This is a genomic window from Curtobacterium sp. 260, from assembly GCF_030803485.1.
GTDB lineage: Bacteria > Actinomycetota > Actinomycetes > Actinomycetales > Microbacteriaceae > Curtobacterium.
The window spans coordinates 1-16,648 of record NZ_JAURUY010000003.1 but is presented as its reverse complement, the minus strand read 5'-3'; the positions used below and the strand labels follow the sequence as shown (position 1 = coordinate 16,648).

Below are 16,648 nucleotides of genomic sequence, written 5' to 3'. Positions count from 1 at the left end.
CTGCGCCACACCTCCACCGAAAACAGGAGCAGCCAGAACATGGCACGTCTAGCAGGCGTCGACATCCCGCGCGAGAAGCGCGTGGAGATCGCACTCACGTACATCTACGGCGTCGGCCGTACCCGCGCGGTCCAGGCACTCGCCGAGACCGGTATCTCCGGTGACATCCGCGTCAAGGACCTGACGGACGACCAGCTCGTCGCCCTCCGTGACTTCATCGAGGGCAACTTCAAGGTGGAGGGTGACCTCCGCCGCGAGGTCGCCGCCGACATCCGCCGCAAGGTCGAGATCGGTAGCTACGAGGGTCTCCGCCACCGTCGTGGTCTCCCGGTGCGTGGTCAGCGCACCAAGACCAACGCGCGTACCCGCAAGGGACCGAAGCGCACCGTGGCAGGCAAGAAGAAGGCCCGATAGGAGATCATCATGGCTACCCCCAAGACTGCCGCGCGCAAGCCGCGTCGCAAGGAGAAGAAGAACGTCGCCGTGGGCCAGGCCCACATCAAGAGCACGTTCAACAACACCATCGTCAGCATCACCGACCCGTCGGGTGCCGTCCTCAGCTGGGCGTCCTCGGGTGCCGTGGGCTTCAAGGGTTCGCGCAAGTCGACGCCGTTCGCGGCGCAGCTCGCCGCCGAGTCCGCTGCGCGTCAGGCGCAGGAGCACGGCGTCAAGAAGGTCGACGTCTTCGTCAAGGGCCCGGGCTCGGGTCGCGAGACCGCGATCCGCTCGCTCCAGGCCGCTGGCCTCGAGGTCGGCTCGATCAACGACGTCACCCCGCAGGCGCACAACGGCTGCCGCCCGCCGAAGCGTCGCCGCGTCTGACGCGAGGAGCAACCGGCCGTTCCCCGCTCGTCCCCTGACCGGGGCGAGCGGGGCCGGCCATTCCTGGTCGTTCGATCGCGTACGTCGGGCCCTCCCGGCCCCGCGCTGCGCGTGATCACAACTCAACAGACCCGTCGGGGCCCGGTCGGCCCCGTCGTACCGCCGAGTGTCATATAGCGGACACTCCGCCGAAAGGAATCCCACAGTGCTCATTGCACAGCGCCCCACCCTGACCGAGGAGTCGATCTCCGAGCACCGCTCGCGCTTCGTCATCGAGCCGCTCGAGCCGGGCTTCGGTTACACCCTCGGCAACTCGCTGCGCCGCACGCTCCTCTCCTCGATCCCCGGCGCGGCTGTCACCAGCATCCGCATCGACGGCGTCCTCCACGAGTTCAGCACCGTCCCCGGTGTCAAGGAAGACGTCACCGAGATCATCCTCAACATCAAGAGCCTCGTCGTCTCCAGCGAGCACGACGAGCCGATCACCGCGTACCTGCGCAAGCAGGGTGCCGGTCAGGTCACCGCGGCGGACATCTCCGCCCCGGCCGGCGTCGAGATCCACAACCCGGACCTCGTCATCGCGACCCTGAACGACACCGCGCGCTTCGAGCTGGAGCTGACGATCGAGCGTGGCCGCGGCTACGTCTCGGCGACCCAGAACCGTTCGGAGTTCAGCGAGGCCGGGCAGATCCCGATCGACTCGATCTACTCGCCGGTCCTCAAGGTCACCTACCGCGTCGAGGCGACGCGTGCCGGTGAGCGCACGGACTTCGACCGCCTGGTCGTCGACGTCGAGTCGAAGCCGGCGATCACGCCGCGCGACGCCATCGCGTCGGCCGGTCGCACGCTGGTCGAGCTGTTCGGTCTCGCCCGCGAGCTGAACACGGCGGCCGAGGGCATCGAGATCGGCCCCGCGCCGGTCGACGCGGTGCTCTCGAACGAGCTGCAGACCCCGATCGAGGACCTCGACCTGTCGGTGCGCAGCTACAACTGCCTCAAGCGGGAGGGCATCAACACGGTGTCCGAGCTCGTCGCCCTGTCGGAGACGCAGCTCATGAACATCCGCAACTTCGGTCAGAAGTCGGTGGACGAGGTCAAGGACAAGCTCACCGAGCTCGGCCTGTCCCTCAAGGACACCGTCCCCGGATTCGACGGCGCCCACTTCTACAGCGGGTACGACGAGGACGAGTCCAACAACTGACCTCGCGCTCACGCGCACGCGCACCGATGAGTCGGTGCGCACCACCATCACCACTGGAGAACTGACATGCCGAAGCCCACCAAGGGCCCCCGCCTCGGTGGCGGCCCCGCCCACGAGCGCCTGCTCCTGAGCAACCTCGCCAACGCCCTCTTCACGCACGGTCGCATCACGACCACCGAGACGAAGGCCAAGCGCCTGCGTCCCGTCGCCGAGCGTCTCATCACGTTCGCGAAGCGTGGCGACCTGCACGCGCGTCGTCGTGTGATCGCCCAGCTGCGCGACAAGTCCGTCGTGCACACGCTGTTCACGGAGATCGCCCCGCAGGTCGAGGACCGTCAGGGCGGCTACACCCGCATCACGAAGCTCGGCTTCCGCAAGGGTGACAACGCGCCGCTCGCCTCGATCGAGCTCGTCCTCGAGCCGGTGTCGAGCACGCCGGCTCCGGTCAAGCGCGACGCGGCCCCGGCTGCTGCCGCTCCGGCCGAGGAGACCCCGGCCGAGGAGACCCCGGTCGAGTCCACGGAGACGACCGAGGAGTCCGCTCCCGTCGAGGCCGAGACCGAGACCCCGGCTGCCGCCGAGGTCGAGGCCGACGCCGAGGCGAAGTCGGACGACGCCAAGTAGGTCCAGCACCACCACACGGAACCCCCCGCGACCCACGTCGCGGGGGGTTCTGTCGTCCCTGCAGCTGGTGTGGCGACGGACGGGAGGCGCGGGGCGGGGCCGCCACGGGCCTCCCGTCCGGAGCGCACCCGCGTCCGCTCCCAGCGTCGCCGCCGTACGGTGATCGCGACATGGCGAGAGCGGAACGGATCACCGGCGCAGGGCGCCGTCTGTGGCGGTGGAGTCGGGACTCCGGCACCCAGCCGCGGTTGTTGCTGGCCGGCAAGGCCGCGCTGGCCGCCACGATCGCGTGGACCCTGGCGAAGTACGCGCCGGGCGTCGCCGCGGAGTACCCGTACTACGCACCGCTCGGTGCGATCGTCGCGATGCGCACGACGGTCTTCGCGGGGATCCGGGCCGGCGTGCAGACGCTGGTCGGCATCACGCTCGGCATCCTGATCGCCGGGTTCACGATGCTCATCGGCGATCCCGGCGTCATCGCGGTCGCGCTCGTCGTCGGCCTCGGCGTGCTCGTCTCGGGCTTCCGGATCCTGGGCGAGGGGTACTCGTGGGTGCCGATGGCGGCGCTCTTCGTGCTCCTCATCGGCGGCGGCAACGCGGAGGGCTACTCGTTCGCGTACGTCGTGCAGATGGCGATCGGCATCGGCATCGGGCTCGCGGTGAACTTCGCCGTGGTCCCCCCGCTGCACTTCTGGGACGCCGAGCGCCGCATCGACCAGGTGAACGCCGTGCTCGCGCAGCAGCTCGACGACCTGGCGGACGTGCTCGACGAGGGCGAGCCGGACACCGGTGCCTGGGACCGTCAGCAGGAGCGGCTGGACAAGGCGATCGCCGAGGTCCGGGACCGCGTCTCGACGGCGCAGGAGGCGCGTCGGATGAACCCCCGGAGCGTGCTGCGGGGACCGCGTGCGCGCCTGCAGACCGACGGCGCGCGCTTCCGGGCGCTCGAGCGCGTCGCCTGGTACACGACCGACCTCACCGAGTTGGTCGCCCGTTCGGGTCCGGTCGCGGACAACATCGGGCGGCCGGACCCGGCGTTCGCAGGACCCTTCGCGGCCGCGCTCCGGAAGGTCGCCTGCGTGGTTCGCGGTGACTGCGAGGAGGACGGGGCGGACGAGTCGATCGCCGACCTCGAGCGCGCCATCGACGCCAGTGACGCGGACCCGTCGCAGGTGACGGTGACCTCGAGTGCGATCGTCGCGCTGCGCGGGGTGCTCGAGTCCGAGAAGCGGGCGACCGCCGACGTCGACACCGAGACCGGGCCCTCGGGACGACGCGGCTGAGGTCCCGCCCCGCAGTGGCGTCGCGCTCCGGTACCGGTCGTCCGTAGACTCCGAGGGTGCCCGTCGCGTCCCGTGTCGCCGTCCTCGGACCGGTGACGGTGGCGGGCCCCGACGGCGCCGCGGTGGCCGTTCCCGGTGCACTCGCGCGGTCGTTCCTGACCGCGCTGGTGCTCGCACCCGGCCGTGCACTCGGCTCCGAGGCACTGATCGACGAACTCTGGGGTGCGGACCGGCCGAGGGGTGCCCGGGCGGCCCTGCAGACCCTGGTCTCCCGACTGCGCCGGACGACGGCGGACGGTCTCGTCGTGTCGACCAGCACGGGGTACGCGCTCGGTGGCGACCCGGCGGACGTCGACCTCGTCGCCGCGGAGCGGGCCGTGCACGCACCCGACACCGCAGCGGTGCAGGCAGCGCTCGGCCGGTGGCGGGGTGCACCGGGCGCGGACGTCGACGGGGACCTGGGCTCGGCGCTCGCCGACCGCGCGGCCGCGGTCGAGCACGCCCTGCGTCGGCGGCTCGCCGTCCTGCTGCTCGAGGACGGCGACGCCGCCGCCGCTGCGACCACCTGGCTCGCCGAGGTCGACGCGGCGCCCTTCGACGACACGGCGGTCGGGGGAGCGATGCGCGCCCTCGACGCCGACGGGCGGACCCCCGAGGCACTCGCGGTGTTCGCCGCGCACCGCGGACGGCTGGTGGACGGACTCGGGGCCGATCCGTCCGCGGAGCTCGTGCGGCTGAACGCCGAGCTCCTGCGCCGGTCGGCGTCCGCGACCGACCACCCGGTCCGGCGGACCGGGCTCCGGGTCGCGCCGAACGAGCTCGTCGGGCGGCAGGACGACGTCGCGACGGTGTCCCGGTCGCTCGACGAGCACCGCCTGGTCACGGTGCTCGGCCCGGGCGGACTCGGCAAGACGCGTCTGGCGCAGGCCGTCGCCGCCGCGCTGCCCACGACCACGGGCGTCGTCGTCTGCGAGCTCGCACCGATCGACGACGGCGAGGACCTGCTCCCTGCCCTCGGCGCACTGCTCGGGATCGCCGAGGTCCGGACGGCGCGCATGCTGCAGGACGCGGTCGTCACCGACCTGTGGGGCCGGGTGGTGCATGCCCTCGACGACGGACCGACGGTGCTCGTGCTCGACAACTGCGAGCACCTGCTGCAGGCCGTGGCCCGCTGCACGGCCGACCTGCTCGCCGCCGTGCCCGGGCTGCGGGTGCTCACGACGTCCCGGGCACCGCTCGCCATCGCGGGCGAGGTCGTCGCACCCCTCGGACCGCTGCCGGTCGAGGCCGACGGGGCGGCGGTCCGGCTGTTCACCGAACGCGCCCGTGCCGCTCGGCCCGGTGCCGTGCTGCCCGTGGACGCGGTGCGCAGGATCTGCACCCGACTCGACGGGTCGCCGCTCGCCATCGAGCTCGCCGCCGCCCGCATCCGGGGGATGTCGGTCGACGAGGTCGAACGTCGGCTCGACGACCGCTTCGCCCTGCTGCGCGGTGGTGACCGGAGCGCTCCCGAACGGCACCGCACCCTGCTCGCCGTCATCGAGTGGAGCTGGCGGCTCCTCGACGAGGGCGCCCAGGACCTGCTGACCCGCCTCGCACTGTTCCCCGACGGTGTCGCGGTCGAGGCCGTCGAGTCGGTGGCGGAGCCCGGACGGCGGTGGGACGCGCTCGACGACCTCGCCGACCTGGTGGAACAGTCCCTCGTGCAGCTCGTCGAGGTCGAGGGGGAGCCGGTCCGCTACCGACTGCTCGAGACCGTGCGCGAGTTCGGCGCCGCACGCCTGGCGGCGCGGGGCACCACCGAGGCCGTGCGGGCGGCCATGACCGCCTGGGGCCGGGAACTGTCGGCAGCGCGCAACCTGTTCGCACTGCGGGGTCCGGCGCAGCTCGTCGCGTTCACCGAGGTCCGCCGCGAGGCCGACACGCTCGTCACCCTGCTGCGCTGGGCGATCCGCGCCGACGACGTGCCGACGGTGGCGCACGTCTTCGCGGCGCTCGGCGGGTACTGGACGCTCCGCGGGCTGCACCGCGAGGTCGCCGCGACCGCACCCGACGTCGTCGCGGCGCTGCGGACGCGCGTGCCGGCGCCGGCCGACCGCACCGCGACGGTGATCGGCCTCGTGATGTGCGGTGCGACCGCGGTGTTCACCGACCTCCGCACCACCGCCCGGGCGATCAGCGGACTCCGGGAGCTGCACCGCTCCGGGCGTGCCGAGGACCCGGTCGTCGACGCGCTCGCCGGGCTCCTGCTCACCCTGCCGCGGCCCGAGCAGGGCTCCGCCGAGCTGGCACGGCTGCGTGCCCACCGGGAGCCCACGGTCGCCCTGCTCGGCCACCTGCTCAGCGCGCCGCTGGCCGAGAACGACGGCGACCCGGCCGGGGCGCTGCGGTACATCCGGCGTGCGGAGGAGCTGGCACGGACGACCGGAGAGGCCTGGACCACGGGCACCGTCGCGGTCACGCTGACCCAGCTGCTCGCGCAGTCCGGGCGGTACCGGGAGTCCCTCGCCGCCGCCGTCACCGCCCGGGAGGACCTCGAGCTGTTCGGGGCGGAGGACGACCTGTACGAGATCGGGTGGACCGTCGGTCTCGCCTCGGCCGCGACCGGCGACGTCGACCGTGCACGTGCCGTCGCAGCAGACCTGCGGCACCGGCCCGACGGCGGCCGCGGCGGGTTCGACGACCGCGGGCTGATCGCCGTGCTCGCGGTCGCGATCACCGCCGAGTGCGCGCGGTACGAGGGCGACCTCGCCGGGGCCGCGGCGGCGTACGCCGCGGCCTGGGACGTCGTGCAGCCCGGTCGCGGACCCGCCGCGCACTGGGCGCTGACGGCGGGGGCGGCACGCATCGCGGCGGTGGACGAGGCGGGCGCGGGCCGGACCGACGGCGCGGCCCCGGGCCTCCCGGCAGCCGAACTGGCGGTCGCCCGCCGGATCCGTGTCGGCACCCTCGTGCAGCTGCGGCTCCGCCAGGCCCGCCGGGACGTGCCCGTCATCGGGACGGCACTCGCCGGGCTCGCGATCGCCTACGCGCGCACCGGACGTCCGGACACGGCTGCCGCGTGCTGGGGCACGCTCACGCGGATCGGCTCGCGGCAGGACTTCGCGGTGCTCGCGCACGCCCGGCTGCGACCGCTGCTCGCCGAGGCCGTGGGGGAGCCGGCGCTCGCCGACGCCGAGACGGCCGCGGCTGGCAGGGACCGGACCGAGGCCGTCTCGTGGGTGCGGCGCGTGCTCGAGGACGCTCGCCTGCCCGGCTGACCGGCGTCCGGTCCGTCCGCTCCCGGACGGTCGCCCGGACCGTCAGGCCTTCCGCATGTACGCGCGGACCGTCAGCGGGGCGAACACCGCGACGACCACGGCCGCGCCGAGCAGGCTCAGCCAGAGGTCGCCGCCGACCACGCCGTGGTTCACCAGGTCGCGCACCGCGGTGATGAGGTGCGAGACCGGGTTGACCTCGGTGAACCAGCGCAGCCAGGCGGGCAGCGTGTCGGTCGGGACGAAGGCGTTCGACAGGAACGTCAGCGGGAACAGCACGAGGTTCGCGATGCCGGAGACGCTCGACGCGGTCCGGGCGATGACCCCGAAGTACGCGAAGACCCAGCTGATCGCCCACGCCACCACGATGACGAGCAGCGCCGCGAGGAGCACGGCGCCGAGTCCGCCGGCGGGACGCAGCCCCATGACGATGCCCACCACGAACGTGATCGTCGTCGCGATGGCGTAGCGGACGGTGTCGGCGAGCAGGGCCCCGGCGAGCGGGGCGATCCGGGCGATCGGGAGCGACCGGAACCGGTCGAACACGCCCTTGTCCATGTCCTCGCGGAGCTGCACGCCGGTGACGACCGACGACGTGATCGCCGTCTGCACGAGGATGCCGGGGATGATCACGGGCAGGTAGCTGCCGACGTCGCCGGAGATCGCGCCGCCGAAGATGTACGTGAACATCACCGTGAAGACGATCGGCATGAGCGTGACGTCGAACAGCTGCTCGGGGGTCCGGCGGATCTTCACGAGTCCGCGGTACGCCATCGTGAACGACTGGCGGACGGTGGCGGCCAGGCCGGTGCCGCCGATCCCGGGTCGGGGGGTCACACGGGGCGACGACGTGGTGGTGGGTGTCGGGGCGAGGGTGGTCATGCGGGGCTCCCTTCGAGCGCGCGCTCGGACTCGGTGTCGGCGTCGGCGTCCGCGGACGTCGGCGAGCCGGTGATGGTGAGGAAGACCTCGTCGAGCGTCGGCTTCTGCACGCTCATCTCGGCGAGGGAGACGCCCGCGTCGCGGAACGACACGAGCAGGTCGGTGACCCGGTCGGGCGCCGTCATCGGAGCGGTGAGCCGCGCGCCCTCCGGGCTGACGACCGCCGGGGTGCCGAGCACGCGCTCGACGAGCGACGCCGCGGTCGCGAGGGCGTCCGCATCCGCGTCCGCCAGGCGGAGCTGCAGCGAGGCCGTGCCGACCGAGGACTTCAGCTCGTCCGCGGTGCCCTCGGCCACGACACGTCCGTGGTCGATGACGGCGATGCGGTCGGCGAGCTGGTCGGCCTCGTCGAGGTACTGCGTCGTGAGCAGGACGGTCGACCCGGTCGCGACGAGCTCGCGGATCGTGTCCCACATCTGCGCCCGGGTGCGGGGGTCGAGGCCGGTCGTCGGCTCGTCGAGGAAGATGAGCGGCGGCTGCGCGATGAGGCTCGCGGCCAGGTCGAGCCGGCGGCGCATGCCCCCGGAGAACTTCTTGAGCGGACGCGACGCCGCCTCGGACAGCCCGAAGCGCTCGAGCAGCTCGACCGCCTTGCGCTTCGCGTCGCCGCGGGAGAGGCCGAGCAGCCGCGCGAAGATGACGAGGTTCTCGGTGGCGCTGAGGGTCTCGTCGACGCTCGCGTACTGCCCCGTCACCCCGATCAGGGAGCGGACCGTCTGCGGCTCGCGGCGGACGTCGTGCCCGAAGACGCGGGCCTCGCCGCCGTCCGGCCGCAGCAGGGTCGCGAGCATCGAGATGGTGGTCGTCTTGCCGGCGCCGTTCGGGCCGAGCACGCCGTAGACCGTGCCGGCCTCGACGCGGAGGTCGACCCCGTCCACGGCACGGTTGCTGCCGAACGTCTTGACGAGGCCGGTCGCCTCGACGGCGAGTGGTGTGGTGGTCATCGCACAGGTCCTTTCGTCGATGTCGGGACGATCGTGCCGCCGGCCGCTCACGCGGCACTGACGTGGCGCTGACACGGTCGGACGCTCTCCGTCAGCGGGCACGGGCGGTCGTCGTCGGCGGGGCCGGACGGCAGGCCCGCCCCGGCCCCGGTACGCTCGCTCCCGTGGCAGGGACGGACGACTCGGGTGCCGGTGTCGGCGGTGCCGTGCGGCTGCGGCTGGACGTCGCCTACGACGGGGCCGCGTTCTCCGGCTGGGCCCGGCAGCCCGGCCTGCGGACCGTGCAGGGCGCGCTCGAGTCCGCGCTCGCCACGGTCTTCACCCGGTGGGGCGAGCCGCCGCAGCTGACGGTCGCCGGTCGGACGGACGCCGGGGTGCACGCCACCGGGCAGGTCGCCCACGTCGACCTGACCGCGGAGCAGTGGGGTGCGCTCACCCGTCCGCGGCGGTCGTCGCCGGACGGCCCTCCTCGCACCTCGCTCGACGGACTCGTCAAGCGCGTGAACGGTCTCGCCGGGGCGACGGGCGACGTCGTCGTCACGCGCGCGTCGGTTGCACCGGACGGGTTCGACGCCCGGTTCTCCCCGCTCTGGCGGCGGTACGAGTACCGGGTGGCGGACGCCGACGCCCCGCGCGATCCACGTCGCCGCGGGCACACGCTCTGGCACCCGACGCGCCTGGACCCGGCGGCGATGGAGCGCGGTGCGCTGACGTTGCTCGGGCTGCACGACTTCGCGACCTTCTGCAAGCCGCGCGAGGGCGCGACCACGATCCGGACGCTGCAGGAGTTCCGCTGGGACCGCGAGCCGGACGGCGTGCTGGTGGCGCGCCTCCAGGCCGACGCGTTCTGCCACTCCATGGTGCGGGCGATGGTCGGGGCGACCATCGCCGTCGGGGAGGGCCGCTTCGGCCCGGACCGCCTCGAGGAGCTGCGGGTCGCGCAGCAGCGCACGAGCGTGTTCAAGGTCGCACCCGCGGCCGGTCTGACCCTCACCGAGGTGGGCTACCCGGGGGACGACGAGCTCGCGGCCCGGGCGGCGCAGACCCGTGCGCGCCGGACGGACGACGAGCCGGACGCCGGTACCGTCGGGGGATGAGCTCCCGCAGGCCCCGGTCCGTCGTCTCCGTGGCACCCGGTGTGGTGTTCGTCGAGGGGCCGGTCTCGAACTGGGTCGTGCTCGCCGAGGAGGACGGCGTCGCGCTGATCGACGCCGGCTACCCCGCGGACACCGCGCTCGTCCTCGACACCGTGCGCTGGGCGGGGCACGACCTCGGCGACCTCCGACGCATCTACGTCACGCACGGGCACGTCGACCACATCGGGGGCATCCCGGGGATCCTCGAGCGGTACCCGCACGTGCAGGTCCTGGCGCACGCGGACGAACTCGACAACGTGCGCGGGCCGCAGCGGCAGCAGGTCCGGCCGGCGGAGATCGGCGGGCGTCTCGCCGCACCGCGGACGTTCCGCTGGCTGGCGCGGGCCGTCGGTTCCGACGCCCTGCGTCCCGTGACCGTCCCCACTGCCCGGGCCTTCACCGCGCACGACTTCGCGGGGCGTGCGATGACGCCGTTCCCCGCCGTCGGGCACACGGCCGGCTCGACCGCGTACCTGTTGCCGGCCGCGAACGCGATCGTCACCGGGGACGCGGTCGTCTCGCACCACGACACGCTCCCGGGGTCGTGGCAGGCGCGGCCACGCATGATCACGCCGTTCTTCACCGCGGACCAGGCGACGGCGCTCGAGTCCGCACGGGCGCTGCCGATCCCGGAGATCGTGCTGCCCGGGCACGGACCGGCCGTGCACCGGGTCGGCAGCGGGTGGGTGCCGGTCGCCGGCTGAGCGCGCCGCCGGGCACCGTCCCGTCGCCACGCTGCGCACCCCGGACGGGGGTGGACCGGATCGTTCACCTGCCGGAAACCTGAGTGGCCCCGCAGGTCGCTAGCGTGCTGGAGTCCCCCTCCTCCTGCCGAAGGTCAGCATGCCCAACCTCCTGCGGCGCACCGTGCTGTGCGCCACGGTGGCAGCGACGCTCGTCGCCGCCCCGCTCGTCTCCGTCTCCACCGCCGTCGCGGACCCCGCGGGCGCCGGCCTCGTCATCGCCGAGGCGTACCTGAAGGGCGGCAGCGCGAACCAGCCGTTCACGAACAAGTTCGTCGAGATCGCGAACCCGACCGACACCGCCGTCGCCGTGGACGGGTGGTCGATCCAGTACCGGGCCGCCGCGAACACCGGCACGCCGTCGGTCGGCAAGCTCGCCGGTACCGTCCCCGCACACGGGTCGTACCTCGTGCAGATGGGCTCGAACGGGACGAACGGCCAGGCGCTGCCCACCCCCGACGCCGTGACCGGCCTCAACCCGTCCGGGTCGACCGGCACGCTCGTCCTGTCCGACCAGGCCGCGGCCCTCGCGCTGCCGGTCGGCTCGGTCACCACCGGGACGCCCGGCGTCGTCGACCTGCTGGGCTACGGCACGTCGAACACCTTCGAGACCGCCGTCGCGCCGACCGGGACGGCGAACTCCGTGCCGGACGCGCTGCACCGCGACGGCACCGTCGACACCGACTCCAACGCGGCGGACTTCGCCCTGGGCTCGACGGTGACGCCGGAGAACTCCGGCGGGTCCGGCACGACGCCGACCGACCCGGGCACCCCCACCGACCCGGGCACCCCCACCGACCCCGGCACGCCGACCACGCCTGCCGAAGCGGTCACGATCGCCCAGCTGCAGGGCACGGGTCCCGCGTCGCCGTACGTGGGGAAGCGCGTCGTCACCGAGGGCGTCGTGACCGCGGTCTACGCCGCGGGTGGGCTGAACGGCTACACGATCCAGACCGCCGGTACGGGCGGGGCGGTCGACCTCGCCACCCACACCGCGTCGGACGCCGTGTTCGTGTTCTCCGCCGCGACCGCGGGCAGCGTCGCCATCGGGGACGCCGTGCGCCTCACGGGCACGGTCGCCGAGTACAACGGCCTCACCGAACTCGAGGTCGGCTCGACCGCCGACGTCGAGGAGCTCCCCGCCGCGGGCGTCGTGCAGCCGGTCCCGGCCACGCTGACCCTGCCGCGCACGGACGCGCAGCGCGAGTCGCTCGAGAGCATGCTGATCGCGCCGCAGGGCGACTACACGGTCGCCGACAACTACACGACGAACCAGTACGGCGAGATCGCGCTCGCCGCGGGGACGAAGCGCCTGATCCAGCCGACCGAGGTCGCCCGCCCGGGCAGCGCCGAGGCCGCCGCGGTCGCCGCCGACAACGCCGCGCGCACGGTGGTCCTCGACGACGGTGCGAGCACGAACTTCCTCAGCGCCGCGAACCAGTCGGTCCCGGTGTCCTGGCTCACGCAGGGCCCGGTCACGGTCGGTGCCGCAGCGACCTTCTCGGAGCCGGTCGTCCTCGACTACCGCAACGACACCTGGAAGTTCCAGCCGACGTCGCCGATCACCGGTGCGACGCCCGCGGCAGACCTGCCCGCGTCGTTCTCGCAGGTCCGCACCGCGGCACCCGAGAACGTCGGTGGGGACCTCAAGCTCGCCGGGTTCAACGTGCTCAACTACTTCCCGACCACGGGCGACCAGCTCACCGGCTGCACGTACTACACCGACCGCGACGGCGACCCCGTGACCGTCCGCGGTGGCTGCGACGCCCGTGGCGCCGCGAACGCCGACGACCTCGAGCGCCAGCAGGTGAAGATCGTGAAGGCGATCAACGCCCTCGGTGCCGACGTGGTCTCCCTCGAGGAGATCGAGAACTCAGCACGGTTCGGCAAGGACCGCGACGCCGCCGTCGGCACGCTCGTCTCCGCGCTGAACGCGGCGACCGGCCAGGACACCTGGGCGTACGTGCCGTCCCCGGCGGTGCTGCCCGCGAGCGAGGACGTCATCCGCCTCGCCCTCATCTACAAGCAGGACCGCGTCGCACCCGTCGGCGAGTCGACCATCCTCGACGACCCGGCCTTCGTGAACGCCCGCCAGCCCGTCGCGGACGCCTTCCGCCCGGTCGGCGGGGACGCGGACGACGACTTCCTGGTGATCGCGAACCACTTCAAGTCGAAGGGCTCCGGCTCGGGCGCGGACGCCGACCAGGGCGACGGCCAGGGTGCCTCGAACGCGTCCCGCGTGGCGCAGGCGACGGCGCTCGCCGCGTTCTCGACCACCGAGCAGGAGAAGTACGGCACGGACAGGGTGTTCATGCTCGGCGACTTCAACGCCTACAGCGAGGAGGACCCGATGGTCGTCCTGCGCGACGCGGGCTACACCGACCTCGGGCCGGCGAAGGACCCGACCGAGTACTCCTACGTGTTCAGCGGCCTGAGCGGTTCGCTCGACCACGTGCTGGCCTCACCCGCGGCGCTCGAGGCCGTGACCGGCGTGGACATCTGGAACATCAACTCGACCGAGTCGGTGGGCCTGGAGTACAGCCGCTACGACTACAACGTCACCGACCTGTACCGCGACGACGTGTACCGGGCGAGCGACCACGACCCGATCCTGGTCGGCTTCGACCTGGCCGAGGACGAGACCCCGACGCCGGGTGACGGTGGCACGCCGGGCAACGGCGGGACCCCCGGCGGACCCGGCCACGGCGGCGACCACCCGGGCAAGCCGGGCAAGCCGGGTCACGGCGGCGACCACCCGGGCAAGCCGGGTCACGGTGACGGGAAGCCGGGCAAGCCCGGCCACGGTGACGGGAAGCCGGGCGGGCCGGGTCACGGTGGCTTCGTCGCGGACGTCGTCCGTGTCGTGCTCGGTGTGTTCGGCTGGCTGCGTGGGCTGTTCGGCTGAGGTGACCGCGGCCCGGACGTGACCGTGTGACGGACGGGAGGCGCGGTGTCGGACGGCACCGCGCCTCCCGTCCGTCACGGCCCCGTTCGACAAGGCGAGCCGCGTCGGGTAGGCTCTCACCTTGGTCTGTGCGCCCCGTGCGCCGGACAGTCAGATGAGCCCTCCACCGGGCAGTTCCACGAGCATCGCCCGCGGAACACCCACCGGAGCGGGATTCACGGACTCCTCACCTCGACACGAAAGCAGCACTCCTGTGACTCGTACGTTCTCCCCGAAGCCGGCAGACGTCCAGCACGACTGGATCGTCATCGACGCGACCGACGTCGTCCTCGGCCGTCTCGCCACCCACGCCGCGGCGCTCCTGCGCGGCAAGCACAAGGCCACCTTCGCCCAGCACATGGACATGGGTGACTACGTCATCATCATCAACGCGGACAAGGTCGCCCTCACCGGCTCCAAGCTCGCGAAGAAGGTCTACTACCGTCACTCGGGCTACCCGGGCGGCCTCACGGCGACCTCCTACCCGGAGATGCTCGAGAAGCACCCGACCCGCGCCGTCGAGAAGGCGATCCGCGGCATGCTGCCGAAGAACACCCTCGGCCGTGAGCAGCTCAAGAAGCTGAAGGTCTACGCCGGCGCAGAGCACCCGCACGCCGCGCAGCAGCCCAAGGCGTACACCTTCGACCAGGTCGCACAGTAGTTCCGGCCACGACGACTTCAAGGACTGATAAAACTCATGGCTCAGATCGCTGACTCCCTCGACCAGACCCCGGAGAGCTTCACCACCGAGAGCGCCCCGGCGTCCTCGGAGGCCGCTCCCCGCCAGATCCTCAACGTCTCGGGCGGTGCCGTCGGGCGCCGCAAGGAGGCCATCGCCCGCGTGCGTCTCGTCCCCGGTGGCGGCTCGTTCACGGTCAACGGCCGCACGCTCGAGGACTACTTCCCGAACAAGCTGCACCAGCAGCTGATCAACGACCCGTTCAAGGTGCTCGAGCTCCTCGGCGCCTACGACGTCGTCGCTCGCATCACCGGTGGTGGCCCCTCGGGTCAGGCCGGTGCGCTCCGCCTCGCCATCGCGCGTGCGCTGAACGAGATCGACCGCGAGAACAACCGCGCCACCCTCAAGAAGGCCGGCTTCCTCACCCGTGACGCCCGCGTCATCGAGCGCAAGAAGGCCGGTCTCAAGAAGGCCCGCAAGGCGTCGCAGTTCTCGAAGCGCTAGTCGCGCGACGAACCCGATCGCAATGCCGCGTCTGTTCGGTACCGACGGTGTTCGTGGACTCGCCAACGGCGAGCTGACGGCCGCGCTGGCTCTGGGTCTCGCCCAGGCCAGCGCGGCCGTGCTCACACACGGACACCATGCGGACGCCCGCCGGGCGTCCGGTCGACCGCGCCCTCGCGCGGTCCTGGCGCGCGACCCGCGCGTCTCCGGTGAGTTCCTGGGTGCCGCGGTCGCGGCCGGTCTCGCCTCCGCCGGTGTCGACGTGCTCGACGCCGGGGTCATCCCCACCCCCGCTGCGGCGTTCCTCGTCGCGGACATCGACGCCGACTTCGGCGTGATGATCTCCGCGTCCCACAACCCCGCGCCCGACAACGGGATCAAGTTCTTCGCCACGGGCGGCCGCAAGCTGCCGGACGAGGTCGAGGACCGCATCGAAGCGGCCATGCACGACCAGTCCGCCCCGACGCCCACCGGTGGCGACGTCGGCCGGATCACCCGCTTCGCCGACGCCGAGGACCGCTACGTCGTCCACCTGCTCGGCACGCTGCCGCACCGGCTCGACGGCCTGCACGTCGTGCTGGACTGCGCGAACGGTGCCGCCGCGGGCGTCTCGCCCGAGGTCTTCGTCAACGCCGGCGCTCGCGTCACGCTCATCGGCGCGGACCCGGACGGCATGAACATCAACGACGGTGTGGGCTCGACCCACATCGACAACCTCGCCGCCGCCGTGCTGGCGCACGGCGCCGACGTGGGCATCGCGCACGACGGCGACGCCGACCGCTGCCTCGCGGTGGACGCCGCCGGCAACGCCGTCGACGGCGACCAGATCATGGCGATCCTGGCGCTCTCGCTCCAGGAGCGGGGCCGGCTCGCCGACGACACGCTCGTCGCGACCGTCATGTCGAACCTCGGGCTCAAGCGGGCCATGGCGGACGCGGGCATCACGGTGCTCGAGACCGGCGTGGGCGACCGCTACGTGCTCGAGAAGATGAACGAGGGCGGCTTCTCGCTCGGTGGCGAGCAGTCCGGCCACATCATCTTCAACGACTACGCCACCACCGGCGACGGCGTGCTGACGGGCCTGCACCTGGTGGCCGAGATGGCCCGCACGGGCAAGAGCCTGCAGGAGCTCGCGTCGTGCATGACCGTCTTCCCGCAGGTGCTCCTCAACGTGCGCGGTGTCGACCGCCACGGGCTGGACGACCAGGGCGTGCAGGACGCGATCGCCGCGGCGACCGAGGCCCTCGGCGACGCCGGTCGGGTGCTGCTGCGCCCGTCGGGCACCGAGCCCGTCGTCCGCGTGATGGTCGAGGCGGCGTCGCAGGAGGATGCGCAGCGGGTCGCCGAGGAGCTGGCTGCCGTCGTGCGCGACCGGCTGGCGATCGACGCGGCCGCGTAGGGCACTCGCACGCGACGTCCCGGGTCGTCGGAACAACCGGAAGCGGGGGGGGGGGGGGGGGGGGGGGGGGGGGGGGGGGCGCCCGCGGGGGGGGGGGGGGGGGCGCCCGCGGGGGGGGGGGGGGGGGGGCCGCCCCCCCCCCCCCCGCCCCCCCCCCCCGCGCCGGGGGC

14 protein-coding genes are annotated in these 16,648 nt (G+C 73.0%); 12 read left to right on the top strand and 2 right to left on the bottom strand.

From position 1 onward, the window contains the following. The first annotated feature begins 39 nt into the window (after positions 1 to 39). The 6 genes from rpsM (at position 40) to J2X59_RS04425 (ending at position 7,190) form a co-directional block, all read left to right on the top strand. Positions 40 to 414: a 30S ribosomal protein S13 gene (gene rpsM, locus J2X59_RS04450; RefSeq protein WP_058728274.1), complete on the top strand. Its 375-nt coding sequence runs from the start codon at positions 40 to 42 to the stop codon at positions 412 to 414. 9 nt (positions 415 to 423) lie between these two features. Further along, entirely contained in the window at positions 424 to 822 is a 399-nt protein-coding gene (rpsK, locus tag J2X59_RS04445; RefSeq protein WP_017885507.1) for a 30S ribosomal protein S11, read from the top strand. Between the two features lie 205 nt (positions 823 to 1,027). Further along, positions 1,028 to 2,023 (top strand): DNA-directed RNA polymerase subunit alpha, encoded by a 996-nt coding sequence (locus J2X59_RS04440; protein ID WP_066656999.1) that lies wholly within the window; start codon positions 1,028 to 1,030, stop codon positions 2,021 to 2,023. A gap of 66 nt (positions 2,024 to 2,089) precedes the next feature. After that, complete coding sequence (gene rplQ / locus J2X59_RS04435; RefSeq protein ID WP_271826942.1) at positions 2,090 to 2,647, top strand: 50S ribosomal protein L17; 558 nt, start codon at positions 2,090 to 2,092, stop codon at positions 2,645 to 2,647. A gap of 170 nt (positions 2,648 to 2,817) precedes the next feature. Further along, a complete protein-coding gene (locus J2X59_RS04430; RefSeq protein WP_326495840.1) occupies positions 2,818 to 3,930 on the top strand; it encodes an FUSC family protein in 1,113 nt (370 codons plus the stop codon). A gap of 56 nt (positions 3,931 to 3,986) precedes the next feature. After that, entirely contained in the window at positions 3,987 to 7,190 is a 3,204-nt protein-coding gene (locus tag J2X59_RS04425; RefSeq protein WP_326495839.1) for a BTAD domain-containing putative transcriptional regulator, read from the top strand. Positions 7,191 to 7,232: 42 nt separating this feature from the next. Here the strand turns inward: J2X59_RS04425 and J2X59_RS04420 are convergent, their stop codons facing one another. Both J2X59_RS04420 and J2X59_RS04415 read right to left on the bottom strand, forming a co-directional pair. Then, positions 7,233 to 8,069 (bottom strand): ABC transporter permease, encoded by an 837-nt coding sequence (locus J2X59_RS04420; protein ID WP_311205564.1) that lies wholly within the window; start codon positions 8,067 to 8,069, stop codon positions 7,233 to 7,235. Beyond that, positions 8,066 to 9,073, bottom strand: a complete 1,008-nt coding sequence (locus J2X59_RS04415; RefSeq protein WP_326495838.1) for an ATP-binding cassette domain-containing protein — start codon at positions 9,071 to 9,073, stop codon at positions 8,066 to 8,068. Before J2X59_RS04415 ends, J2X59_RS04420 begins: the two co-directional genes overlap by 4 nt. Before the next feature lie 164 nt (positions 9,074 to 9,237). Between J2X59_RS04415 and truA the strand changes: the two genes are divergently transcribed. From truA to glmM, 6 genes are all read left to right on the top strand, one after another. Next, on the top strand, positions 9,238 to 10,170 hold the full coding sequence (truA, locus tag J2X59_RS04410) for a tRNA pseudouridine(38-40) synthase TruA (RefSeq protein WP_326495837.1): 933 nt from the start codon (positions 9,238 to 9,240) through the stop codon (positions 10,168 to 10,170). Further along, complete coding sequence (locus J2X59_RS04405; protein ID WP_326495836.1) at positions 10,167 to 10,913, top strand: MBL fold metallo-hydrolase; 747 nt, start codon at positions 10,167 to 10,169, stop codon at positions 10,911 to 10,913. The genes truA and J2X59_RS04405 overlap by 4 nt, the downstream gene beginning before the upstream one ends. Positions 10,914 to 11,052: 139 nt before the next feature. Next, the gene (locus J2X59_RS04400) at positions 11,053 to 13,857 is read left to right on the top strand and encodes an ExeM/NucH family extracellular endonuclease (RefSeq protein WP_326495835.1); all 2,805 of its coding nucleotides are present in this window, start codon (positions 11,053 to 11,055) and stop codon (positions 13,855 to 13,857) included. A gap of 253 nt (positions 13,858 to 14,110) precedes the next feature. Beyond that, entirely contained in the window at positions 14,111 to 14,557 is a 447-nt protein-coding gene (gene rplM / locus J2X59_RS04395; RefSeq protein WP_022904636.1) for a 50S ribosomal protein L13, read from the top strand. A gap of 36 nt (positions 14,558 to 14,593) precedes the next feature. Next, positions 14,594 to 15,079, top strand: coding sequence for a 30S ribosomal protein S9 (rpsI, locus tag J2X59_RS04390; RefSeq protein ID WP_066656983.1), 486 nt, complete (start codon positions 14,594 to 14,596; stop codon positions 15,077 to 15,079). Positions 15,080 to 15,101: 22 nt separating this feature from the next. Next, positions 15,102 to 16,478, top strand: coding sequence for a phosphoglucosamine mutase (glmM, locus tag J2X59_RS04385; RefSeq protein ID WP_066656981.1), 1,377 nt, complete (start codon positions 15,102 to 15,104; stop codon positions 16,476 to 16,478). Positions 16,479 to 16,648: the final 170 nt, after the last annotated feature.

Excerpts from the sequence above, each read along its gene's own strand:
- rpsM (WP_058728274.1), top strand. The coding sequence starts at position 40 with ATGGCACGTCTAGCAGGCGTCGACATCCCGCGCGAGAAGCGCGTGGAG.
- rpsK (WP_017885507.1), top strand. The coding sequence starts at position 424 with ATGGCTACCCCCAAGACTGCCGCGCGCAAGCCGCGTCGCAAGGAGAAG.
- rplQ (WP_271826942.1), top strand. The coding sequence starts at position 2,090 with ATGCCGAAGCCCACCAAGGGCCCCCGCCTCGGTGGCGGCCCCGCCCAC.
- J2X59_RS04430 (WP_326495840.1), top strand. The coding sequence starts at position 2,818 with ATGGCGAGAGCGGAACGGATCACCGGCGCAGGGCGCCGTCTGTGGCGG.
- J2X59_RS04420 (WP_311205564.1), bottom strand. The coding sequence starts at position 8,069 with ATGACCACCCTCGCCCCGACACCCACCACCACGTCGTCGCCCCGTGTG.
- J2X59_RS04415 (WP_326495838.1), bottom strand. The coding sequence starts at position 9,073 with ATGACCACCACACCACTCGCCGTCGAGGCGACCGGCCTCGTCAAGACG.
- J2X59_RS04405 (WP_326495836.1), top strand. The coding sequence starts at position 10,167 with ATGAGCTCCCGCAGGCCCCGGTCCGTCGTCTCCGTGGCACCCGGTGTG.
- J2X59_RS04400 (WP_326495835.1), top strand. The coding sequence starts at position 11,053 with ATGCCCAACCTCCTGCGGCGCACCGTGCTGTGCGCCACGGTGGCAGCG.
- rpsI (WP_066656983.1), top strand. The coding sequence starts at position 14,594 with ATGGCTCAGATCGCTGACTCCCTCGACCAGACCCCGGAGAGCTTCACC.
- glmM (WP_066656981.1), top strand. The coding sequence starts at position 15,102 with ATGCCGCGTCTGTTCGGTACCGACGGTGTTCGTGGACTCGCCAACGGC.